The sequence below is a fragment of the Symmachiella dynata genome (assembly GCF_007747995.1).
GTDB classification, from domain to species: domain Bacteria; phylum Planctomycetota; class Planctomycetia; order Planctomycetales; family Planctomycetaceae; genus Symmachiella; species Symmachiella dynata.
In genome coordinates this window covers 1,610,623-1,632,527 of the sequence record NZ_CP036276.1, presented here as the reverse complement: position 1 = coordinate 1,632,527, position 21,905 = coordinate 1,610,623, and the positions used below count along the sequence as shown (strand labels likewise).

Below are 21,905 nucleotides of genomic sequence, written 5' to 3'. Positions count from 1 at the left end.
AGGCTCGCCAAGCGATGCGAGAGGGTTTATAATGTGGGCATTCGTTCAGGTAACAGACACGAATCTCACGCGTAGGCTTGCAGGCGCTCGGTTCTAAAGGTCATGATAGTCTCCGTCGGAGCAGTTTCCGGCGGAACTGACCTGCCACAACCCAACCCTCCAATGCCTACCCCTGTGTTGACACACCGGGACCTCTCCTCACCGGAGTCGTCCTCACTCCCGCGGTTCGATCCTCGACATACTTCCCACGCTGGTACTGTGTTCTGAGTATGACCGTTATAGAAAACGGTTGATGTTCACGGACAATTCCAGCGGATTGGTCAAGGAGTTTCATCATGACAGACGATTCCAAATCGACATACCCCTTAGATATGCCTGAACCGAATGATCCACCGCAACCGGTCACGGAAACTCCGCTCCCGGTCTCGGAATCTCCACAGCCGGTCGCAGCTGAACCGCGGCGTAATTTTCTTTCTAAAGCGCTGGCCGTCGTGATTGGCGGCATCGTCACGTTGGTTCCCTTTGCCGCAGGTCTGGCCGTCTTCACGGATCCGCTCCGTACGCGTAAGAAGGGCAGCGGCAACGGCGACGACGATGGCTTTATCAAAGTTGCGACATTTGATGAACTTCCCGTGGGCGATCCGCCGCAACGTTTTCAAGTCATCGACGACCGCGTTGATGCCTGGAATATGTTTCCCAATGAATCAGTGGGAACGGTCTATTTATCGCGAGCGACGGAGGACGAAGTGCTGGCATTGAACGTCACTTGCCCGCACGTCGGCTGTCCGGTCGATTACGATACTGCTCGACATGTGTTCCAATGCCCCTGCCACAACAGCTCATTCAAACCGACGGGCGAGATTGACAATGAGGACAGCCCGGCGGCGCGAGGGATGGATGCGTTGGAAATCAAAATCAAAAACAAAAACGAAGTCTGGGTGAAATATCAAGAATTTCGCCCCGGCACAGCCGAGAAGATTGCCGAAGCATGAACGCGTTGGCCAATTGGTTTGATGATCGCACCGGATATCGCGCCTATCTCCATGAGACGCTCTACGAGCGGATTCCCGGCGGCGCGCGCTGGCGATATGTTTGGGGCAGCACGCTGGTCTTCACCTTCACCGTGCAGATGATCACCGGTCTGTTTTTGTGGATGTGTTACAGCCCCAGTTCGCAGACGGCCTGGGAAAGCGTGTACTACATTCAGTACGAAATGCAATTCGGCTGGTTCCTCCGCGGTCTGCATCATTTCACCGCTCAGGCGATGATCGTGCTATTGGCGCTGCACTTCATGCAGATCATCATCGACGGCGCCTACAAGGCGCCCCGCGAAGTCAATTTTTGGCTCGGTTTGATTTTAATGCAGATCGTTTTGGGTCTGTCACTCACCGGTTATTTGCTGCCGTGGGACCAAAAAGGTTACTGGGCGACGCAGGTCGCCACGAAGCTCTCCACAATGGTGCCGGTCGTGGGACCGCAGATCCAGCGACTCATCGTGGGGGGACCAAACTATGGACACCATACGCTGACGCGGTTCTTTGCCCTGCACGCGGGTGTCCTGCCGACACTGTTGATCGGACTGTTGGGGCTGCACATCTATGTGTTTCGCCGCCACGGGATCACCGCCAAAGATCCGAATCGCGCTCCGGAAACCACATTTTGGCCCGACCAAGTTCTCAAAGATGCTGTCGCGTGCTTGGGTGTGTTGCTGGTCGTGTTGGTGTTGATTTTCTGGAATGCCCCGCAGCACTCCGGCGAGTTGAAAGAGTTGGCCGATTCGGGCCGACTGGGTGAAGTCTTCGGCGCCGAACTGGGTGCTCCGGCCGACCCCACAGAACAATATTCCGCTGCGCGGCCGGAATGGTATTTCCTATTCCTGTTTCAGTTCTTGAAGTTTTTCAAAGGACAGTACGAAGTCTACGGCGCGATTTACATCCCCGGCGGCGTCATGATGTTCATGTTTCTTATGCCGTTCATCGGCCGCTGGAAACTGGGACATCGGTTCAACCTCCTCTACATGAGCGCGCTGATCATCGGTGCAATGACACTCACCTGGTTGGCAATTGATGAGGACCGCGATAAGGATTCCTACAAAGCGGCGGTCGCCGATGCCCACATGAAATCCGAGCGGATCCGGGAACTGATCGAAGGTCGGCAAGGAGTCGGCTCCGAAGGGGCGGTCGCGTTATTGCGCAGCGACCCCAAAATTCACGGACCGGAACTATTTGCCAAAAAATGCGCAGGGTGCCATCGATTCAATGCACACGACGGGATGAACGGTGTCCCTGAGGAACCGGCAACGGCTTCGGACCTCGGAAATTTTGGCACACGCGAGTGGATACGGGGATTCATCACCAATCCCGCCGGTCCCGCTCACTTTGGCCCCACGGTCGAAGCCAGTTTCAACGGCGAACCATTGGGAACGCGGTTCACCGAAGGGGATATGGCTTTGTGGGCCGATGAAAATGTAGAGAGTATGTCGCAGCGAGAAATCGATTCCGTCGTGGAATTTTTAGTCGCCCAAGGCAAACGCCAGGACATTGCCGCGGTGAATGCAGAACTGGCGACCGAGGGACGCGAGTTCTTCGAAAACTCCAACGATAACGTCCAAGCCTGCGTCGACTGCCACGCGATTCAGCCGGAAGGCGAAGACGAAGAACTCGGTTCGATCGGATTGGCTCCGCGATTAACGGGGTACGGTTCCGAAGCTTGGTTGCGTGATTTCCTGAGCAACCCGGGGGCGGAACACAACTATGGCGACCGCAATGCCATGCCCGCAATCGGGAATCAATTATCGGACCAACAGATGGAAATCCTCGTGCGATTCCTCTCGCGCAATTGGTACGAACGTCCCGACAACGACGCCAATTTCGAAGCCGTGATCGCGGAATAAGCGGCATCTGCAACGACTAATTTGGAGAGTCCGAACGGGGCGTGGGGTTGAGTATGCGCCGAGCATAATTCCGAACCCGTTCTTGCGCGCTGTTAAGCATCGATTTTTCTGATTCTGCATCACCAGCTACGCCATAGAGATCCAGAGTCTTGGATTTCAAATCCTTCTCAAACGATGGCGACAACTCGTAATCGGTTTCAACTCTGACAATCATTTCCCTGACAATGGAAGTCGATTCGGCAGCCCCGCGCAAGGACTTCAATGTCCAGGGAACCAAATACGACTCAGTTGGATCGCACATCAAATCAGAATAGGCCGCTTTTTCTAGAAGCCGGTTGATGTGAGCAGCTGTCCATGGCTTTGTTTTACCATTGACGCGGGCTTGAATTTGTTGCCGGGTGCGATTGAATAACTCCGTCTCCGCAGCCGTGAGTTTGGATTCGTCGATCTCCTCAAGTATGGTCAAAGTAAACCCATCGCCGACGGTAGCAAGTCGCGCCACGGCATCGGACCATTCTGGATTTCCTTGTTGAGTAGCGTTGTTATGCAGTTCCAGGTATTCCGAGGGTTGGATTTGATCGGCACGCGAAACCTTAACTTGCTTCCCGGCCGGTGCAAGCATGTCTTGATACTTCCACTGGCCATCTGCAAATTGGGTTAACCACACTTCACCGGACATAAATCCGATGGCCAGCAGTTTCCCATCAGACGAAAAGTCTGCTGCCGTAACATCGGAGTCGAATTGGAATTCATCTGCAATCTCGCCAGTCTTCAGATTCCACAAAATTCCAACTTCGTCGCCGGCTCCTGAGAACAGGTACGCACCATCGGGCGTCATGGCCACACAAAAGACCCAGTCCTTGTGGCCCTTCAGAACTCGCAACGACGAAGCTTTTGCGACATCCCACAGGCGAACGGTTTTGTCATAACTGGCTGACGCAAGCGTCTTACCATCTGGGCTGTATGTGATGGCCAGGACATCAGCATCGTGCCCCGCCAATGTTCCTACTTCTTTTCCCTCAGGCAGGGACCACAGGCGAATTGTGCCGTCGCGACTGGCCGAGGCAAACTGCCGCCCGTCGGGCCGCATGGCGATCGCGGTGATTTGCTTCTCATGCCCTACCAACAATCGACGTTTATCCGAAGCCGGTTCCCAGATCATCACCAGTGTATCGTCGGATCCGGAAATGATCGATTGTCCGTCTGGTGAGAATGCAACGCCATGAATATCGTCTTCTTGGCGAGCGGTTTCGCTCCGCTGCTTGCCGGTTTCGGCGTCCCACAATTTGATATAATTATCGCCGCCTCCGCTGACCAGAATCTTACCATCGGGACTGAAATTCAAATCGAACGCCCAATTGTCGTGGGCGGCAATGGTGTGGAGAATTGTCCGTTGAGCGACATCCCATATCCGCACAACCCCATCACCGCTGCCAACCGCCAAACGGTTACCCTCGGGATTGAATCGCACACTTTTGACCGCTGATAAGCCCACAGGTTTCCCACGCAGTGCAGTTGCCACCGGATCGATCACCGGCGGAGCGTCTTTCGGGGGATCCACAGCCTCTTTCGCAGGATCTGCAGTTTTTATTTCGGGATCGACAGTAGCGGATTTCTCAGCCTTCGGCTCCGCCAAAGGTTTTGGTGGAGACGACGGTTTTGGTGGCGTCGATTCTGCACACCCAACAACCAACGAGACCGCGACAAACCAACCGATGCGCGCCAGCATGGTTTTCTCCTCTCGAATTCGCGAATACGTAATTGTAGTTATCACCGCAGAGCAGAGACTCGGCAAAGTATACGCTGACTGCAACTGATTCGTGAGAGGAGTTAACGGATTCCAACAAAAACGTTGTTGAATTTCCAACTTACTGTCATAAGGTGTGACATTTTATTGACGGATGTCACATCTTTGTGACAAGTGAGTCCAGCGCCGCTTTAAGATCGTCGCCTCGGACCGGCGCAGCGCACGTCCCTTGCTGACAGAGAAACACCGTTGCGTTGTTCTCTAACGCCGTCTTGCCTTCGACCAACGGCCCGAGAAGAGCGGATGGCGACGAGGCAGCCGATGTTCGGACGACGACTTTGTTTGGTAGGAACCGCGATTCGAGTTCATGGAAAACGGCGTTCCCTTCCTCCGCATTGCTGCCGTCGACCAACACGATTTCATGCGTGGGGCCGATGAGAAAATCGACAGCCAGCAAGGCTTGTCCGGCCGCTGAAGGGTGTTTTTCCACCATGCCGGAAAGCATCCGTAAAGTGCCGAGTGCAATGTCTTCCAGATCGCGACGGCTCGTGAGCCGGGCCAACTTCAATAAACCTGTCGTTGCCATGCTGTTGCCCGACGGGGTTGCTGAGTCCTGCAGATCTTTCTGCCGCGTGATCAACTGCTCGTGGTCGTGGCTGGTGTAGTAGAATCCCCCCTGCTCTGGTTCGTGAAACTGGTCGATCATCGTCGTCGCCAATTCGGCTGCCACTTCGAGATACTTTTCCTCAAAGGTCGCTTGATACAACTCCACCAGTCCATCGACAAAGCAAGCATAGTCGTCGAGGTAGGCATTGAATCGCGCGCGGCCATCTTTGTAGCTATGCAACAACCGTCCGGATTCGTTCCGCATTTCCCCCAACACAAACTCAGCGGCGTCCACTGCGGCGGAGAGGTATCGTTCGTCACCCAAAACGCGGCCGGCCTGCGCCATGGCGGCGATCATCAGGCCATTCCAGGCAACCAGCACTTTGTCATCGCGCTGCGGTGCAATGCGTTTCGCACGGACAGCGAATAACGTTTCGCGACAGGCCGTCAGTTTCTCTCGCAATTCCTGCGGGTCAATTCCCAACGCTGCAGCAGCTTCGTCGTGTGGGCGGGGGCGGTTGAGAATCGTGTGCCCTTCCCAATTGCCGCGGGGGGTGACGTCGTAATAACTATTAAATAGCCGCGCATCCACTTCGCCCAAGAGTTTGACGATCTCCTGCTCCGACCAGACGAAGAATTTCCCCTCCACACCTTCGCTATCGGCGTCCTGCGTACTGTAAAACCCGCCCTGCGGCTGTGTCATTTCTTTGAGTGTGTAGTCGAGTGTTTCGCGGACAATGCGGGCATAATCCGTATCGCCGGTTGCCTGATAGGCCTCCACATAACTGCTGGTCAGCAGCGCATTGTCGTAGAGCATTTTTTCGAAGTGCGGCACCAGCCAACGGTGGTCGGTGGAATAGCGATGGAACCCTCCGCCTAGTTGATCATAGATTCCACCGGCAGCCATTTTGTCGAGCGCCAATTTAACCACCTCCAGCGCCTCTTCATTTTGAAAACGTTGCCAACAACGCAGCAGCAACCGAATATCCATGGGGTGTGGGAATTTGGGAGCGGCTCCGAATCCGCCATGCGTGCCGTCGCTACTGCGCAGCAAGGCTTGCATGGCACTACGCAATGTCTCTTCACCCGGCGCCGCGTCCGCCGCCGCGGGCGGGACCATGTCGCTGATCGCCGCCGTTAATTTCTCCGCGCTTTCCAGCAGTTCCTCACGCCGCTCCTGCCAGACTTCACTCACACGGACGAGAATGTCAGGAAAACCGGGCATCCCCATTCGCGCCTCGGGTGGAAAATAAGTGCCGCCATAAAACGGTTTCAGCTCCGGTGTCAGAAACACCGACATCGGCCAACCGCCGCGACCGGTCATTAATTGCACGGCGTTCATATAAATCTGATCCAAGTCGGGCCGTTCTTCGCGATCGACTTTGATGTTCACAAACCGCTCATTCATCACCGCAGCGATTGTCGAATTCTCAAAGCTCTCGTGTTCCATCACATGACACCAATGGCAAGCGCTGTAACCAATCGAAAGAAAAATCGGCCGGTCCTCATCGCGCGCCTTTTGAATCGCTTCCTCCCCCCAGGGATACCAATCCACCGGGTTGTAAGCATGCTGCAACAAATAGGGGCTGGTTTCCCCAGACAGGCGATTGGTGGGACGATTGTCTGTGGGGGTTGAATCTGACATGGCAAGTTCACGGCGTACAAATAGGAAACGAATGGCAACAGCACACTGTCGGAATCCTATGGCGCTGCCCCCGGGGGAACAAGGCAGGCTCCTTTTGTCACGTCGCGCAAACGCCCGCCAACAGGAGAGCGTATTCCGGTTACATCCGACTCCATTTGACGTATAATTGCTGCTCGGCCTTGTATCGAGTCACAAAACCGCCCTTTTGTTCACTAGAATCAGTTTCAAAACCCGGTTGCGCTTGTTCTCGAAACGTTCAGATCGGTGTCAGTGAGACGCGTCAGAGGGTTTTGAAACGACTTGTAAGGACCACTAAGATGCTTAAGCGCTTAATCTTAGGGACACTCTGCTTTTCCTCCTTGGCCATGTTTTCGCTCTTTGCCCAAGAGGAGGACCCGAATGCCGAATATCACAAACGCTTTGCGGCGATCCCGGTGCCGGGAAAGACGCCGTTTGACACCGTCGAGAAACGACGTGAGATGTATTTGAGTGGATATCGCAGTGGTTATTTTTGGGCAGAAGGTCCGCAAAACCATTTCGCCTGTCCGACGAATCCCAACGACTGGAATGGTCCCGTGATTCGCGGATGGATCGAAGGCTGGCAGGCCGGTGCGCAAGCAGGGGGAACGGGAGCGTTGCCAGCCAAGTACGGACGCTTCCTCGCCTGGGACACAGCTGCGGCCAACGACGCCACTGCTTGGTCCCAACCGGTCCATGGACTGCAAGCCCGCCTGAGTGTTACTAGTAAAGAAGTCGTCGCCGGCACGCCGATTTTGTCGACCTACTTGGAACTTCGCAACGTGGCTGGTGTTGTGAATGTCATGGAAATTCCGCTCGATCCGGAAACGATTCAATTCACCGTCACAAACGCCGACGGAAAAACCGTCCCCCCCTCCAACGGTCCATTCGACGGGATGACGGTTCCCTTAGGGATGACCCGTTTGCCGCATGACAGTACATTGCGTTTCAACATCTCCGCACGCGGAGCGGGAATCCGGCCCGGTGCCGCTGCCCATCTCGATCTGGGGCCGAAATCAAACTGGAGTTTTCCGCAAGGCATCACGGGGACCTATTATTTGCATGCCAAGTTTGACATTGCCAAAGCAAACAACGATCAGTGGTGGGGCACGATCGAGATTCCCAAAATCAAAATCCCTGTAACGGGGAAATGAATGCGCGCCATCACACGTCACATACGAATCTGCTGCTCTGTAACCTGCATCGTGCTCGCCGTCGCCTTGCCACCATTATTCGCCGAGACGGTCGAACAGGTCGTTTTTCGTGATGAACAGCAACAACAGCACGCTGTCACCGGACGGATCCTCGTCGAAGCGGCCGACGGAGGCGTGATGTTGCAGTCCGCCGACGGGGCGATTGCCGCTATCGCCGCTGAACAAATCGTCGAGCGTGAGAAACGGGACGAACCATTTCGACCGCTCACAGCAGAGGAACTGGGCGCGCAACTCAAACAAGAGTTCGGCGACCGATTCGAAATCACGCGGACCAAACATTACCTCATCTGTTCCGATGCCGGCGCAGCCTATGCCGATTGGTGTGGTGGATTGTTGGAACGATTGTATGCGGGATTCGAGAACTATTGGTCGCGGCGCAATTTTGAATTCACCGAACCGCAGTTTCCTTTAACGGCCATCGTCTTCGCCAACCAACGCGACTTCGCCGCCTTCGCAACCGCCGACGCCGGACCGGAGACCGCAACGGCTAAGGGATACTATTCACTCAAGACAAACCGTGTGGTGCTGTATGATCTCTCGAAAATGAAACAAAACCGCGCAGCACGCAACGTGGCGGAGATCAACCGGCGTATGGCACGCACGCCCTTCAACACGGCAACGGTCGTCCATGAGGCAACACACCAGATCGCATTCAATTGCGGATTGCATACGCGCTACGCCGATAATCCCTTGTGGTTCACGGAAGGGATGGCCATGTTTTTCGAAACCCCCGACCTGCGGAGTCGGTCGGGATGGAAAACGATCGGCAAACTCAACTCCGTGCGGATGAATCGCTTCAAACAATTCGGCCGCCGCCGCACAGCTGATTCGCTACGAACACTGATCGAATCCGATGCCCGCCTGCTGGATGCTCAAACCGCTGAGGACGCCTATGCGGAAAGCTGGGCGCTTAGCTACTTCCTGCTCAAGACGCGCGGCGACGATTATGCCGACTATTTAAAAACATTGGCCGCCAAGAAACCGCTCCGATTCGGCACGCCCCAAGAACGGATCGCGGAATTCCAATCGGCCTTCGGCGAAGATTTGAACAAGCTCGAACAAGAATGGTTACGCTTCATGCAACGAGCCAAATAACGTACCCCAGCATCGTAGCGTGCGTCGCGACGCACCTTTCTAGGTCGTACGAACGAGGGCCATCGTCAACGATAGTCGCCCCGCAAACGATTCCTGCGATTCGAAAAAAAGAAGCCTCACGCAAAGCCGCAAAGGCCGCCAAGAGAATTGCGGCATCGAACCAGTTGCAGTCGGCCTTCGTATAACTCGCCCAGCGCACTAAAAAGATTTTCCGGAATGACATTTTCCCCGCCACACTGGCAACATTGAAACATGAATTTCCCCTGCGTCTTTCTTTGCGAGCTTTGCGGCTTTGCGTGAGACTTTTTCCAAAAACACGACAAATTGCCCCCCTACGGTCGTCGTTGAGCGGGTTTAAAAGCCCTTCGCACTACTAAGCCATAGAAAAATAAATCGGGGGCGATTCAGTCCAGCAGCGGTTTTAGTTTACAATAAAGAAGACGCCGCTTGAAGCACTCCCAGCAAAGACATTCCCGACAAACTCACAAAGAAACCGCCACCATGACCGACAACATTTCGCGACGCTCATTACTGACTTCTTCCATGGCGGCTGCTGGGGCCGGGTTGATGCTGGCTGCCCCCACGCCGACACCCGCTGCGGATGCCGATGCTCGGCCGAAGTCCGAACCGTTTCGGTATTGCCTGAACATGGGCACGATTCGCGGTCAAAACTTGACGTTGGTCGAGGAAATCGAAACGGCTGCCAAAGCAGGTTACGACGGTGTCGAACCTTGGTCGCGAAAAATCGATGCGTACGTGAAAGAAGGCGGCTCGCTCAAGGACCTCGGCAAACGCATCTCCGACCTGGGGCTGACGGTCGATAGTGCGATCGCCTTTGCCAACTGGATCGTCGACGACGACGCGAAACGTGCCCAAGCATTGGAAGAGGCCAAACGCAACATGGATGCACTGGCACAAATCGGCGGCACCCGCATCGCCGCCCCTCCCGCCGGCGCGACCGACCAAGCTGACCTGGATCTGTTCAAAGCAGCCCAGCGCTACCGAGCGTTGTTGGAGCTGGGCGACCAAATGGGAATTGTCCCGCAGGTCGAGGTCTGGGGCTTTTCCAAATCACTCGCGCGATTAGGCGAAGCGGTTTTCGTCGCCATCGAAAGCGGCCATCCAAACGCCTGTTTGTTGCCGGACGTGTATCACGTTTACAAAGGGGGATCGGATTTCGGCGGCCTGCAAATGGTGGCCGGCAATTCGATTCACGTGTTCCACGCCAACGACTACCCAGCAGACCCGCCTCGCGAAACGATCAACGATTCGCACCGCGTCTACCCCGGCGACGGCATCGCCCCGCTGACTGAAATATACCAAACCATCTACAACTCCGGCTTCCGCGGCACGCTGTCGTTGGAATTATTCAACCGCGACTACTGGAAACAGGACGCACTGACCGTCGCCCAAACCGGCCTGGAAAAAATGCGGACGTCGGTACAAAAAGCAATCGCGTGAGACGCGAGATTCCTGTGGCTCTACTTCTGCCGCGCCGCCATTCGCAATTTCCGCTTCGCCGCCGCGCGGTCAATCACCGCTTGTGCTGCGTCGTTGAGTAACAAGATCCCGATGATAAAAATCAGCAGGCCGTTGGAAAAGTGCGCGCCTGTGCCGTCGACTAGCAGTTTGGTCGCAATCACTGCCAGGATCGACAGCATCAGCACGCCAAAGTGTTTGTTCTTGGCGATGATGGCGCTGATTGGGATCATGCCAAACACCATGACCAATGAAGCGAGCAGGATGGCCGCCACCATCCAGCCGAATTGCGTGTCGAGATCCATGATCGCCACGGCGGCAAACACCGAATCGAGGCTGAACAGGATGTTCATGCTTGCCAAATAAAAGACGACCGCAAGCATGCGCCCTGTGCCGGTTTCAGTCGCTGTCTCCCCGTGATGGGGACCATCCATTTCGGCGCGGAGTTTGTGATAATACTCCCAGACGGCCATGAAGAGAATGATCAGTCCCCCGGCGAATAGCACGAGGCTCATCCAAGTCAGTTCATCGGCATGCGCGCTGAACCAGCGGTTGGGTAACCAAGCGTAGTCGGGCAGCGGGCGTTCTAAAAACGACAGCCGAGATAAGCTGAACAGGAACACAATCCGCAACAACGCCGCCATCAGCAGCGCGACGGAGCGCCAGATCAGATGTTTGCGCGGCTCCAAATTGAGTGTTTTGAGCGAAAACTCGATCAATAACCCATTATCGATCCCCAATCCCGCGCTGAGGAACACCAGTGAAACAAAAGGGAGGAAAACATCCACGGCTGACAATCCTTTATTTTGCTGGTCAATGTCACATTTTAGTGGTCTTGACGATAGCAAGTTCGAGCGTGAATTCCAGCCTGGAACGTCTGGCGAAGCTATAACGGACAGAATGGACCGTCACGCGACACTTCAGCGGTCGGTCACGGAATTTGCTTGATACCCGAACGCCGAAGCGGTAACGTAAAAATAAACGGGGGGAGCGCTCGTTGACCGTCTTCGAACTCTCAGGAGGCGACAGGCATGTTGGAATTGGCAACCGGTTGGCAATTGCAGGTAGAGAACAGCACCGATTGGATCTTTGTGCGGATCGAAAAAATCGGCACCGAGAGCGTCCTGCCTCCCCTCGCTGAATCGCTGTGGAGTCTTGGGGAGCAGCAACAGATCCAACGATTCATCCTTGAAGTCGCCAACCCCGTCTGGATGACCAGCTATTTGATTGGCCAGCTCATCTTGCTGCACAAACGAGCCAACCTCGAAGGGGGCACCCTGCGGCTGTGTGGTCTCTCGGATGACAACCATAGCGTGCTCCGCCGCATGGGACTTGGCGATCGCTTTCCCAATCATGCCTCGCGTGAGGACGCCGTCATGGGACACATGCCGAGCAAACCGCGTTAGCACCGCTGCGGGGCAGTCCTACGATCACCCAGCGCGGCGGAGCCGCAACCAAAACGACGATTTTTTAGCCACAGATGGAACACGGATCAAACACAGATTCACGGGCGTGAAACCGCAACACCCCAAACCGACGGCTTGCCGTCGTGTATGGCGACCCTCCACATGCAGAGTGACCCAATGATCTCCGACGTTATTCATTCGATAGGATCGTTCAACGTTTGATCTGCCAAATGGCCGCTGGACATCAAAAAGTCTCGCCGCACTAAAATTTGCGCAGGATTCAAAACGTTGAAACGTTAGTAGCAGGAACGGCTCCTACGAATGAACTGAAACTGCAGCCCTTGTGTTCATGATGCTACAGTTGACAGCTATAGACGTTGCGTGTGAAATGATCGCTTATTGAACGTCACTCGCTCCGCTAACTGACTGAGGATCCGCACATGAAATTTGAACTTGCCCAAATCGTGGTCTGGCTCATTGTGGGGGCATTGGCCGGCTCGCTCGCGGGGATGGTCGTCACCTTCAAAAAAGAAGGCCTGGGCCGCTGGACCAACCTGGGAGTGGGACTAGCGGGAGCACTGATTGGCGGCGGGCTGTTCAAAGTGTTGAATATCAACCTCGCGCTCGGCGAACTCAACGTCAGCTTTCAAGACCTCGTCTCCGCATTCGCAGGCTCGATGGTCTTGATTATTATCTGGTGGATTGTCAGTAAAACACGACGTCGCAAGTCGCACTCCAACGAGCACGACTCGTCTCACCCCTGATTTCACACTGTTGACCCATGCCCGCAGCGCGAGGCAACTCTAGCCGCCACTGCGCCGCTGCGTGAATGTGGTTTTCTTTTGGGAAACAGCAGGCTGTTTCTTGGCCGGCGGCGCGCTGGAAAAAACGCGTTTTGTCTTGGGCGTCGTCGATTCCGACTCTTCGCTGGCCTTCTCCCGCTGCCGCTTTTGGGTCGCTAGCTTTTTCTGGGCAACCCGTCGCTCGCGTTCCTTCTTTTTCTGCTGTTTATTCTTCGCCATGCGTCTCGTCTCCAGGCAACGTGTGTATCCAATAATTGGTGGAAGTATAACACTTCGCCCGCAATAATCGAGTGGGCACTCCCACGAAAACCGTCGTAATTTTCCCGTCGCACAGAGAGCGTTGTGAAGGAAACTTCTTGAATCGGACACCTGCCGCAGGGTGTCGACTGCAGCGGAATTTTAGTGGTAAACCCCACGATCGACACAAGCGTTAATCCTAGGAAACGCTGTTTCAGGCTCAGTCCAATCAGCCAGAACCTTCGCAAAGAAACGCATTCCCTTTCCGCCGCGTATCAGGCCCTGCAAGGCCGCGCCGCTGCGGACAATTAATTGCATGGGCCCATAGGCTGAACTATACTCATTTCCGGGCAACTGGCGTACGCTAGATGACTTTGCGCCATGAATTTCGATCTGAGCGGCTTGATTTCCGTTTGAATGCTCTTCCATGCACCTGCTCGTGGCCCTGGGGCCGGCGCTTTTGATTGCTGCGGCTATTGTCGACGAATCCCATTCTTGAGGACGCTCCCATGAAAAACACGCAAGCGTTGGTCCCGCTGTTCCTGCTCCCTGTCTTGATGAGCATTGGCTGCTCTCAGGTGACCGCACAAGAGAATTCGCCGGGCAATGATGCCAAAAAGCAACCTGCCGCTGTCGAAAACTACGACGGTGATGCCTCTGCCGAGAATGAACTGGCGGCGATTCGTCAGGCCGCTAAAAAATTCGTTGACGCCTTCAATCACAAAAAAGCCAAGGCGCTGGCAGCTCTGTGGACGGAGAACGGCGACTACATTGACGAGAGTGGCCAAGTTTTCACCGGGCGGGCGGCGATCGAACAGGAATACCGCGCGTTCTTCAAGCAGCACAAAGACGTCAAAATGAAGTTGGCGATCGATTCGCTACGCCTGCTCAGCCCCGATGCGGCAATCGAGGATGGGCGCATCATCCTCGATCCACTCCCAGCCGGGGCTCCGGCAATCAGCAAGTACACAACGGTTCACGTCAAGGTGGACGGAAAATGGTTGATGTCGACCGTGCGTGACATTCGTGTCGAAACCGCCTCAGCCTACCGCAATTTGGCCGATCTGGACTGGCTCATCGGCACTTGGACGGCTGAAGAACATGGTGTCAAAGCCGAGTTCGTTTGCCGCTGGATCGCCAACAAAAGCTTTGTCGAACGCCGCTACACAGTGACTCATCCCGACAAATCTTCGAATTCCGGTGTGGAGATCATCGGCTACAACCCACAAAACGGACACATTCAATCCTGGCACTTCCATTCCGACGGCGGACATGCCGTCGGCGTTTGGTCGCCGCTCAAAAACGGCTGGCAATCGGAAGTTCATGGAATTTCAGGCGCTGGCGAAAGCACTTCGGCGGTCAACCTGTTGGTACCACTCGACGACGGGGCTTATGTCTGGCAATCCATCAGCCGTAGCTCGGGCGGTACTGAACTGCCCGATACTGGTGAAGTGATCCTCCGACGCGTCACGGCGAAATAATTGAACCGGGCAATTGGTTCGCCGCTTAAAACATTCATACAGACAGCTTACATATTGATGCGGAGAGAGAAATCATGAAACGTTGCCTAGCATTGGCCATGGTCGCTGGATTGCTGTTCACGGTATCGGTGAGTGAAGGTTGGACCCGCGGATTCGGCGGCGGCGGAGGCCGATTCGGTGGAGGCGGAGGTGGCCGATTCGGCGGCGGTGGCGGCTTTGGTGGTGGCGGTCGCTTTGGTGGCGGCGGAGGTGGATTCAGCGGAGGCGGTGGTCGCTTGGGAGGCGGTGGATTTTCCGGGGGTGATCGCTTCTCAGGCGCCGGCGGTGGCAATCGATTCGGCGGTGGAGCCAGCGGTTTAGGCGGCGGCGATCGATTTGGCGGAGCCAGCGGCAATCGCTTCGGCGGTGCCGGTGGTTTGGGCGGTGGCGACCGATTCGGCGGCGGCCAAGGTCTCGGCGGCAACGCTGGAGCTGGCGGCGGTCGCTTCGGTGGTGCGGGTGCCGGAGGAGCCGGTGGCGGAGGAGCCGGTGGCGGACGCTTCGGGGGCGGAGCCGGCGGGGGAATTCGTGGCGGCGGTGCTCAGGGTGGCGGTCGATTCTCGCAAGATGGTTTTGGCGACCGTTTTTCCGGATCCGGTCCAGCCCGTAGCCAACTCAACTCATTCCTCGGTTTACCATCTGATAGTGGACTGCATGGTCTGAGCAATGGGAACGTGAACCGGAACACGAACATTAATCGCAACACCAATATCAACAACACGAATGTGAACCGCGGGAGCCTCAGCAGCGACTACAACGTCAACACCAAGACTTACCAAGGCCCACGGGGCGGAGAGGCTGCGGGAGCATCGATCACCGGACCGGCCGGCAACACAAGATATGCCGGGGCAGCCGTCGGACCGAACGGTGGCGTTGCTGCTGGACGGGGAGTTAAGGGCGCCGGTGGGGGTGCCGCTGGACGGGGAGTCGTCGTCGGACCAAACGGACGCGCCGCTGCCGGGGGTGCCGTCCGTGGACCGAATGGGGGATTTGCCGCGCGTGGTGCTGCTGTAGGGCCACACGGATACGCACGCGGATTCGTAGCCGTCTCACCATCAGGCCGTTATGCCGTGGCTGCAGGTGTGCGTGGCAACTTCTATCACTGGAATTACTACGGCCCCGGTTGGTATGCTCGCTATCCCAACGCGTGGCGTGCCGCCGCATGGGGCGCAGGGACAGCCTGGGCCATTTGCACATGGGATTCCATGGGCAGTTGGTTTGGCTACGGAGCGACCCAGCCGGTCTATTACGACTACGGCAATAACGTCACCTACCAGGACAATAGCGTCTATGTGAACGGGCAAGATGTCGGCACGTCGGAGCAATACTACGACCAAGCCGAGCAACTGGCCCAAACCGGGACCCAAGCAGACGCCCCGAAAGATGGCGACTGGTTACCGCTGGGTGTGTTCGCCATGTGCAAACAAGGTCAAAAAACATCCGACTTGGTTGTGCAGCTTGCGGTCAACAAAAAAGGCATTCTGCGCGGTAACTACACCGACAGCGCCAGCCACAGCACGCAAACCGTGCATGGTTCGGTCGACAAAAAAACGCAACGTGTCGCATTCACCATCGGCGACGCGGACACAACGGTCTTCGAAACAGGTCTGTACAACCTGACCAAAGACGAAGCCCCTTGCTTGGTGCATTACGGAGCCGACCGCACCGAACAATGGCTGCTCGTGCGACTGAAGCAGGACGACAAACAACAAACTCAAGCGAACCCATAGGGGAGCGACGAGACACAACACGACAGGTTCGAAAAACAGTGGTGCCGCCTCAAAACGGCACCACTGTTTGCATTGATACCCAACGCTCTTCCACGCGCTCGATCATCGGGAGTCGCTCGCCCAAGCACCGACAATGTGCGATCAGCCGATGCGTTCGCAGGGAGCGGTGTGGCCAACAGCTAGATTACACTCGCAAACAAGCGTAAAGTGTCTTTGATGATTATCAGGATCGGTGACAGTTTCACTAGGAGAAATGGATCCTCAAAACGTTTTGCGGATACGGTCAAAGCTTTTCATAATTTCTTGACCGACAAGTTTTAAAGAAGAAGCAACCTCGGTGGCTGATTCACCAACGGCTTGTTTCAATGGTTCGTAGTCGCTCACCATTTGATCCATTTTCTCTGTCGCTCTCGCCCACTCCTCTTTTCCTTCAGCAGTCGCCAAGTGCACTTTCAACTCCAATTCATCGCGGTGTTGCTTGAGCGAGCTGATGAGTTCTTCAATGGTGAGCTTTGATGGGTCAGACATTGGAAGTTCTCCTGGTTTTGTGATTTGTTATCGATTCCGGTTTGCGAAAGGATAGCATTGTGTCCTCTTTCACGTACACTGACATGGACACGGTATAATGTATTGTAGCGGTGGACGTCGAATCGGACACTTCGCCGTGAATGAAATTGCAAGCACGGATTGGCGATCACCCCATGCGGACGAGGCCAAATACCATTGGATGAGACCGAAAACAAAACAGGGCCACTCGTCCTTTTGACGGGAGCGACGGGTTATGTCGGCAGTCGGCTGGTGCCGTTGTTGGAACAGCGAGAAGTCGCACTGCGCTGCCTCGCACGAAGTCCCGACAAACTCCGGCCCAATGTTTCAGCATCAACCGAAGTTGTCCAAGGCGACGTACTGGACAAGACGTCTCTTGATGCTGCACTGGCAGGGGTTGAAACCGCTTACTACCTCGTCCATCTGATGGCCTCCTCCACCGACTTTGAGGAGAATGATCGTGAAGCGGCAGAGAATTTTGGTGCCGCTGCCAAGCAAGCGGGCGTGAAAAGGATCGTCTATCTGGGCGGGTTGGGTGATGACACCGATCCCAAACTGTCGCCGCACCTGCGCAGTCGGCACGAGGTGGGGGAGATTCTGCGAATATCGGGAGTAGAAACGATCGAGTTTCGGGCCTCGGTCGTTGTGGGGGCCGGCAGCCTCTCCTTCGACATGATCCGCTCCCTCACAGACCGTCTGCCTGTGATGCTCTGCCCCCGCTGGCTGGCGACTCCGACCCAACCCATCGCTGTCGATGATGTGTTGGCTTACTTGTTGGCGGCCCTAGATTTGCCGCCGGGTGAAAGCCGAATTTTCGAGATTGGTGGCACCGACATTGTCACGTATGGAGATTTGATTCGTGAATACGTCCGGCAACAAGAACTCCACCGTTTGTTGATCTCTGTTCCCGTACTCACGCCGTATTTGTCGAGCCTATGGCTGGGGCTGGTCACCCCGGCGACTGCCGAGGTGGGCCGTCATCTGATTGAGGGGCTCAAGAACCCAACAATCGTGCGGGATAAAACGGCACTGGACGTATTTGATGTTCGTCCCGTGGGAACAGGAGAGGCGATTCGAAGAGCTTTGAAAAGCGGTGACTCTCATTCAAAAGCGGAGCGGACATGAACGACACTCGACTAATCATTTACTTGAACGATCACTTGGCCCTGATGGTCGGTGAAATCGAGTTAGCGGACCGCTGCGAGTCCAGTAACCGGGAAACACCGTTGGGGGAGTTTTTGCATCGATTAGGTGTTGAAATCGAAGCCCAGAAATCGATTGTCAGCGACGTGATTCGCCGAGCTGGGGGAAGTGAAAGTACGATCAAAAAAGGGGCGGCATGGTTCGCCGAAAAACTGGGACGATTCAAATTGAACGATTCCGTTCTAACCTACTCGGATCTCAGTCGAGTGATCGAACTGGAGGCACTCTCTGCCGCTGCTCAGGAGCGAGTCGCCTTATGGGACACACTCAATGCGGTGGCGGCAGGTGACGGACGATTCACCGGGATTACCTTTTCATTCTTCCGTGATCAGTCGCAACAACAGTTTGAGGAACTCGGCTCTCGAAGAAGATACGCGGCGACGCAGGCGTTCTCTTGAGCTTGGCGGAAGGCGGAACAACTTGACCTGTCAGCTTTCAATCAGTTCACCACCGCAGTCCGGACGGACAAGCAAACCATCTCGGTTAGGTTGGGGCGAATTGAGCGTTCGAGTTGTGAAATCTTTCGGAAAAATCGAGCAGCACCCAAAAGCCAATTCCACGGCGATACATAAAAAAAGCCGCAAGCACCAATTTTCTGGTACTTACGGCTTTCAGTAGCGAGGCCGACGGGACTTGAACCCGCAACCCCCGGATCGACAGTCCGGTACTCTAACCAATTGAGCTACGGCCCCTCAAAAAAACTGTATGTCATTTTTCGGTCACAGGTTGTGGTGACGTTCACCCCAATTGACACATTTCTGTGCAAATGACCGACTCCGTATGACATCAGCAGGATTTTAGCGACTGTTTCCTCGCTGTTCAATCCTCCTGCCGACGACATTTCAGGAATTTGCCGCCGATTACCTTTTGCGAATGGTGACCGGTTGCAGATTGCGCTGCTGAAGGTACGAAACCAGCCAATTGGCGGCTCCATACGCTCCAAAAATCGTGGCGGACCAGAACAAGTTGCCCAGCAGCGTGTGTTGGAAGAACGGCAAAGCCGCTGTGTAACAGGCGACCAGCCCGGCGGCGGTCCGTTCGAACAGGATTCCGTTGTACCAGACAGCGAGATTTGTGCCCAAAAAGAACACCACAGCTGCGATGACGGCACTTCCACCGATCCGCAGGGGTGTCATGCGATTCGCGAAATACATGCCCAGCAGCACGGGAAAGGCGTGTCCGGCATAGACAGCGATCATCACCGACCGGGAATACCCCCCTAAAACTGCGTCGCTGACCAGTACGGCCAACAGTGGCACGGCGCAGGCGACCAGCCGGCGGTTGAAGAAAAATCCGGCAAACAGCGCCGCTGAGGCGACGGGAGTGAAATTCGGCGGGTGGGGAATCAGTCGCACAAAGGCGCACAATCCCACCAATGCCAGAAAAACCCCCGTTTTGGCTGCTGTTTCCCCGCGCATGCTTAAGTCTGCTCTCATAACTTAAAAACCTCGAATTGCCAGCGTATGACGTCTCCAGATTTTAACTCGAAGACGCCGAAACTCTCCGTCGCCAGTTTTTTATTGACGCGCAGGATCCAGTTTTTCTTTCCCTCGCCGCCACCCTCGTTTTTCAGGTCGTCGATTTGCGTCAGAAACGCTGTGTCGCCGTTGCCGGAAAACTTGAAATCGATGCCATGCTTCCCGCGCTTTGCGTACCGCATCGCATCCATAACGGTCATCCCTTTTTTCCAGGGGATGGCGGTGAAATGCTTCTCAACCCCGTCATTGTAGTCAATGATCAGCTTGACGCTCAATGGTTCGGGGTCGGCGGCCACGATTTGACCGAGATTTCCCGGGAGAATTGCCGCAATTCCAACGAACACGACAATTGCGCAAACCCGGCGACGGCTGACGAGACGGGGCGAGGATAAGCAAGACTGCATGGGATTTCACCAGTGAGGTCGAGAGGGAAACGGCAGCCACCCGCGTTGTGCGGGCCGCTAAGTGCGGGGGTTAGAATTGCTGTTGCTGCATGCTGAGGAAGGCCTCATAGACCTCCATGCCGAACAAATACGACTGTTTGGCCTGCTCCGCAGGGAGATAGACTTTGGCGCGGGCCCCCTGCGACTCGGTGGCGAGTGAAATCCCGAAAAAGGAGGTCGTTTCGGTGAGGGAAATAGCTTCCGGATCGAAGGGAAGCGGAAAAACACCGCTATTGAGAAACAACCGTGCCACGCGAGAGAACGTACTGGGCAAGTCAATCATGCCGATCAGATTCGCTTTTTTGGATAATGCCTCACGGGTGACCTGCAATTCAGGACTCAGTGCGGGAGGATCGGTCTGGGCCAGGCGCTCCAGTATTTTTGCCATCGGCTCCTTGCTGCTCCCCATGGCTTGAATGACTTGCGTCTCGGTATAGACAGTGCGGCTGAACATCCCCTCTTCGCCGAAGAACACTTCCATCATGCGGTTCGGATCGAGGAAGGGATTCTGTTCGAAGGTTTGTTCGACTTTGAGTGTATCGGCCTTGTATTTCCCAAATGTCTCAGCGTCTTCGGTCAGTTCATAGTTTGTTTCGACTCCGCTTATCGTCAGTCCCGACTGTGCGGTCATCAGTTCCTTGGTCAGCAAGCGCATCTGTTTCGGTTTGGCGACTTCCATAATGGAAGCGGTCCGCACGCCAGCTTCGTCGCCTTCGGCCGTGACGGCGAACATGCCCGCCAACCCACCCAACTTTAATTTCTGCATCCGCCGCATGACGACTTTGATTTTATCTAACTCTTCAGCATTCCCGTCAGAAAGCTGGGCGGAGAGGTCCATCATCTTGATGCTCCAATCTTGCAGCGCTTGGGGAATGGAACTGATCGCGTAGTAGGCTTGTCCGCCCTCGGGTAACTTGGTGAGCAGCGCGTTCTCCGACGGGGCCTCTTCGAGAAGCTTGGCGGTCTCGGACCCCTCCTTGGCTTTGCCCAATGCTTCCAAGGTCGCCCCTTGTTGATTGACGGTGAGCGTCACAACGGCGCCGGTGGCATCTTCCAGCGATTGGAACAGCGGTTGCGCCAAATCCAGGTAGATCTCCAGCATGGCTTCCTCTCCCGGAGGAGCGTTGTCCGCAAGGGCCGCCAATTCATCTTTGGCCTTGGCAATATCGGCATCGAAGACTTTTGCCAATTGCGTGACATGGAGAAACACCGACAGGTCGCCCCGCTCGAAGGTCTCGCGCAGCGCCTGATCCACGCTGGCAACCAGTGGCTTCTTTTTGCCGTCGATGCAGGCGCGGACGCTGTCCATCGTCCACGAATCGGCGGAATAAATCCCCCACGACTCGTGCGCCAGAAACGTGACCCCTTCCCTAGCAGCAACGGCTTCTTGCATCGCCTGCGTGTCTTTGGCGGGGATCACAAACACCAGCGTCGGTCGCCCCTGGTCAGAGGCGAACACACCAACCCACCAATCTTTTTCCTGATCAACTCCCGCCAATGTGGGATTGGAAATAATCGGTCCCAGCCCCTGAGCACTGGCGGTGACCATCTGCCCGAAACCGGGATCAATCACTTCGGCGAATTCCGCTACATTTTTCGTGGTGGCCTGCGGATTTTTCAGGCGGATGATCAACGACACGTCGTCGGAGAACAACTCAGCAGGATGCTCCACAGCCGCCGCAGCGGAGGTGAGGACCAGAACAAGCGAACAAGCGATCGCGGCGCATCTTCGTAACATGGCAAGGTTTCCTTGTATTCCAACGGGCGAAACGGGGGGACCCAAAGCGGACCTATCACGCGTTATCGCCTGAAGGTGAGTATACCGGCGCGACGCGTAGAACG

The 21,905-nt window shown here is 55.5% G+C and carries 22 protein-coding genes and 1 tRNA gene; 12 read left to right on the top strand and 11 right to left on the bottom strand.

Annotation, left to right across the window (positions count from 1 at the left end; genetic code table 11):
* The first annotated feature begins 335 nt into the window (after positions 1 to 335).
* Together Mal52_RS06235 and Mal52_RS06230 are read left to right on the top strand one after the other, a co-directional pair.
* Positions 336 to 992: a QcrA and Rieske domain-containing protein gene (locus Mal52_RS06235; protein WP_145374845.1), complete on the top strand. Its 657-nt coding sequence runs from the start codon at positions 336 to 338 to the stop codon at positions 990 to 992.
* Positions 989 to 2,893: a cytochrome b N-terminal domain-containing protein gene (locus Mal52_RS06230; protein ID WP_145374844.1), complete on the top strand. Its 1,905-nt coding sequence runs from the start codon at positions 989 to 991 to the stop codon at positions 2,891 to 2,893. Before Mal52_RS06235 ends, Mal52_RS06230 begins: the two co-directional genes overlap by 4 nt.
* Before the next feature lie 16 nt (positions 2,894 to 2,909).
* On the opposite strand, the gene Mal52_RS06225 is transcribed toward Mal52_RS06230, so the two are convergent.
* Together Mal52_RS06225 and Mal52_RS06220 are read right to left on the bottom strand one after the other, a co-directional pair.
* A complete protein-coding gene (locus tag Mal52_RS06225; RefSeq protein WP_145374843.1) occupies positions 2,910 to 4,622 on the bottom strand; it encodes a WD40 repeat domain-containing protein in 1,713 nt (570 codons plus the stop codon).
* 175 nt (positions 4,623 to 4,797) lie between these two features.
* Positions 4,798 to 6,891 (bottom strand): thioredoxin domain-containing protein, encoded by a 2,094-nt coding sequence (locus Mal52_RS06220; protein WP_145374842.1) that lies wholly within the window; start codon positions 6,889 to 6,891, stop codon positions 4,798 to 4,800.
* A 317-nt stretch (positions 6,892 to 7,208) separates the two neighbouring features.
* On the opposite strand from Mal52_RS06220, the gene Mal52_RS06215 reads away from it, so the two are divergent.
* The 3 genes from Mal52_RS06215 to Mal52_RS06205 all read left to right on the top strand — a co-directional run bounded on the left by Mal52_RS06215 (position 7,209) and on the right by Mal52_RS06205 (position 10,679).
* Positions 7,209 to 8,063 carry a hypothetical protein gene (locus Mal52_RS06215; protein ID WP_145374841.1) on the top strand — a complete coding sequence of 285 codons (855 nt, stop codon included), beginning with the start codon at positions 7,209 to 7,211 and terminating at the stop codon, positions 8,061 to 8,063.
* Complete coding sequence (locus tag Mal52_RS06210; RefSeq protein ID WP_145374840.1) at positions 8,064 to 9,218, top strand: DUF1570 domain-containing protein; 1,155 nt, start codon at positions 8,064 to 8,066, stop codon at positions 9,216 to 9,218.
* Between the two features lie 501 nt (positions 9,219 to 9,719).
* Positions 9,720 to 10,679 (top strand): sugar phosphate isomerase/epimerase family protein, encoded by a 960-nt coding sequence (locus Mal52_RS06205; protein WP_145374839.1) that lies wholly within the window; start codon positions 9,720 to 9,722, stop codon positions 10,677 to 10,679.
* Positions 10,680 to 10,699: 20 nt separating this feature from the next.
* Here Mal52_RS06205 and Mal52_RS06200 read toward each other — a convergent pair whose 3' ends face one another.
* Positions 10,700 to 11,485, bottom strand: coding sequence for a TerC family protein (locus Mal52_RS06200; protein ID WP_197534697.1), 786 nt, complete (start codon positions 11,483 to 11,485; stop codon positions 10,700 to 10,702).
* Positions 11,486 to 11,728: 243 nt separating this feature from the next.
* Between Mal52_RS06200 and Mal52_RS06195 the strand changes: the two genes are divergently transcribed.
* On the top strand, positions 11,729 to 12,103 hold the full coding sequence (locus tag Mal52_RS06195; protein WP_145374837.1) for an STAS domain-containing protein: 375 nt from the start codon (positions 11,729 to 11,731) through the stop codon (positions 12,101 to 12,103).
* 440 nt (positions 12,104 to 12,543) lie between these two features.
* Positions 12,544 to 12,867 (top strand): GlsB/YeaQ/YmgE family stress response membrane protein, encoded by a 324-nt coding sequence (locus tag Mal52_RS06190; protein WP_145374836.1) that lies wholly within the window; start codon positions 12,544 to 12,546, stop codon positions 12,865 to 12,867.
* 39 nt (positions 12,868 to 12,906) lie between these two features.
* Here Mal52_RS06190 and Mal52_RS06185 read toward each other — a convergent pair whose 3' ends face one another.
* Positions 12,907 to 13,125: a hypothetical protein gene (locus Mal52_RS06185; RefSeq protein WP_145374835.1), complete on the bottom strand. Its 219-nt coding sequence runs from the start codon at positions 13,123 to 13,125 to the stop codon at positions 12,907 to 12,909.
* A 180-nt stretch (positions 13,126 to 13,305) separates the two neighbouring features.
* Positions 13,306 to 13,572 (bottom strand): hypothetical protein, encoded by a 267-nt coding sequence (locus Mal52_RS06180; protein ID WP_145374834.1) that lies wholly within the window; start codon positions 13,570 to 13,572, stop codon positions 13,306 to 13,308.
* Positions 13,573 to 13,652: 80 nt separating this feature from the next.
* Here Mal52_RS06180 and Mal52_RS06175 point away from each other — a divergent pair, with 80 nt between their 5' ends.
* Together Mal52_RS06175 and Mal52_RS29615 are read left to right on the top strand one after the other, a co-directional pair.
* On the top strand, positions 13,653 to 14,624 hold the full coding sequence (locus Mal52_RS06175) for a YybH family protein (RefSeq protein WP_145374833.1): 972 nt from the start codon (positions 13,653 to 13,655) through the stop codon (positions 14,622 to 14,624).
* 132 nt (positions 14,625 to 14,756) lie between these two features.
* Positions 14,757 to 14,984, top strand: a complete 228-nt coding sequence (locus Mal52_RS29615) for a hypothetical protein (protein WP_197534696.1) — start codon at positions 14,757 to 14,759, stop codon at positions 14,982 to 14,984.
* On the opposite strand, the gene Mal52_RS29610 is transcribed toward Mal52_RS29615, so the two are convergent.
* Entirely contained in the window at positions 14,981 to 15,277 is a 297-nt protein-coding gene (locus Mal52_RS29610; protein ID WP_197534695.1) for a hypothetical protein, read from the bottom strand. The two genes, Mal52_RS29615 and Mal52_RS29610, sit on opposite strands and share 4 nt — an antisense overlap.
* A 60-nt stretch (positions 15,278 to 15,337) precedes the next feature.
* Between Mal52_RS29610 and Mal52_RS29605 the strand changes: the two genes are divergently transcribed.
* On the top strand, positions 15,338 to 16,393 hold the full coding sequence (locus tag Mal52_RS29605) for a hypothetical protein (protein ID WP_197534694.1): 1,056 nt from the start codon (positions 15,338 to 15,340) through the stop codon (positions 16,391 to 16,393).
* A gap of 261 nt (positions 16,394 to 16,654) precedes the next feature.
* On the opposite strand, the gene Mal52_RS06165 is transcribed toward Mal52_RS29605, so the two are convergent.
* Positions 16,655 to 16,921 (bottom strand): hypothetical protein, encoded by a 267-nt coding sequence (locus Mal52_RS06165; protein ID WP_145374831.1) that lies wholly within the window; start codon positions 16,919 to 16,921, stop codon positions 16,655 to 16,657.
* Between the two features lie 195 nt (positions 16,922 to 17,116).
* Between Mal52_RS06165 and Mal52_RS06160 the strand changes: the two genes are divergently transcribed.
* Both Mal52_RS06160 and Mal52_RS06155 read left to right on the top strand, forming a co-directional pair.
* A complete protein-coding gene (locus Mal52_RS06160; protein WP_231962537.1) occupies positions 17,117 to 18,064 on the top strand; it encodes an NAD(P)H-binding protein in 948 nt (315 codons plus the stop codon).
* Positions 18,061 to 18,540, top strand: a complete 480-nt coding sequence (locus Mal52_RS06155; protein WP_145374830.1) for a hypothetical protein — start codon at positions 18,061 to 18,063, stop codon at positions 18,538 to 18,540. Before Mal52_RS06160 ends, Mal52_RS06155 begins: the two co-directional genes overlap by 4 nt.
* A 220-nt stretch (positions 18,541 to 18,760) precedes the next feature.
* Here Mal52_RS06155 and Mal52_RS06150 read toward each other — a convergent pair.
* The 4 genes from Mal52_RS06150 to Mal52_RS06135 form a co-directional block, all read right to left on the bottom strand.
* Positions 18,761 to 18,834 (bottom strand) — tRNA-Asp (locus tag Mal52_RS06150).
* A gap of 168 nt (positions 18,835 to 19,002) precedes the next feature.
* The gene (locus Mal52_RS06145) at positions 19,003 to 19,578 is read right to left on the bottom strand and encodes a DUF6580 family putative transport protein (RefSeq protein ID WP_145374829.1); all 576 of its coding nucleotides are present in this window, start codon (positions 19,576 to 19,578) and stop codon (positions 19,003 to 19,005) included.
* Entirely contained in the window at positions 19,575 to 19,964 is a 390-nt protein-coding gene (locus tag Mal52_RS06140) for a DUF4430 domain-containing protein (RefSeq protein WP_197533744.1), read from the bottom strand. Before Mal52_RS06140 ends, Mal52_RS06145 begins: the two co-directional genes overlap by 4 nt.
* A 130-nt stretch (positions 19,965 to 20,094) precedes the next feature.
* Positions 20,095 to 21,801 (bottom strand): hypothetical protein, encoded by a 1,707-nt coding sequence (locus Mal52_RS06135; RefSeq protein ID WP_145374827.1) that lies wholly within the window; start codon positions 21,799 to 21,801, stop codon positions 20,095 to 20,097.
* Positions 21,802 to 21,905: the final 104 nt, after the last annotated feature.

Coding starts and splice junctions, on each gene's coding strand:
- Mal52_RS06235 (WP_145374845.1), top strand. CDS start 336: ATGACAGACGATTCCAAATCGACATACCCCTTAGATATGCCTGAACCG.
- Mal52_RS06230 (WP_145374844.1), top strand. CDS start 989: ATGAACGCGTTGGCCAATTGGTTTGATGATCGCACCGGATATCGCGCC.
- Mal52_RS06225 (WP_145374843.1), bottom strand. CDS start 4,622: ATGCTGGCGCGCATCGGTTGGTTTGTCGCGGTCTCGTTGGTTGTTGGG.
- Mal52_RS06220 (WP_145374842.1), bottom strand. CDS start 6,891: ATGTCAGATTCAACCCCCACAGACAATCGTCCCACCAATCGCCTGTCT.
- Mal52_RS06215 (WP_145374841.1), top strand. CDS start 7,209: ATGCTTAAGCGCTTAATCTTAGGGACACTCTGCTTTTCCTCCTTGGCC.
- Mal52_RS06210 (WP_145374840.1), top strand. CDS start 8,064: ATGCGCGCCATCACACGTCACATACGAATCTGCTGCTCTGTAACCTGC.
- Mal52_RS06205 (WP_145374839.1), top strand. CDS start 9,720: ATGACCGACAACATTTCGCGACGCTCATTACTGACTTCTTCCATGGCG.
- Mal52_RS06195 (WP_145374837.1), top strand. CDS start 11,729: ATGTTGGAATTGGCAACCGGTTGGCAATTGCAGGTAGAGAACAGCACC.
- Mal52_RS06190 (WP_145374836.1), top strand. CDS start 12,544: ATGAAATTTGAACTTGCCCAAATCGTGGTCTGGCTCATTGTGGGGGCA.
- Mal52_RS06185 (WP_145374835.1), bottom strand. CDS start 13,125: ATGGCGAAGAATAAACAGCAGAAAAAGAAGGAACGCGAGCGACGGGTT.
- Mal52_RS06180 (WP_145374834.1), bottom strand. CDS start 13,572: ATGGAAGAGCATTCAAACGGAAATCAAGCCGCTCAGATCGAAATTCAT.
- Mal52_RS06175 (WP_145374833.1), top strand. CDS start 13,653: ATGAAAAACACGCAAGCGTTGGTCCCGCTGTTCCTGCTCCCTGTCTTG.
- Mal52_RS06165 (WP_145374831.1), bottom strand. CDS start 16,921: ATGTCTGACCCATCAAAGCTCACCATTGAAGAACTCATCAGCTCGCTC.
- Mal52_RS06155 (WP_145374830.1), top strand. CDS start 18,061: ATGAACGACACTCGACTAATCATTTACTTGAACGATCACTTGGCCCTG.
- Mal52_RS06145 (WP_145374829.1), bottom strand. CDS start 19,578: ATGAGAGCAGACTTAAGCATGCGCGGGGAAACAGCAGCCAAAACGGGG.
- Mal52_RS06135 (WP_145374827.1), bottom strand. CDS start 21,801: ATGTTACGAAGATGCGCCGCGATCGCTTGTTCGCTTGTTCTGGTCCTC.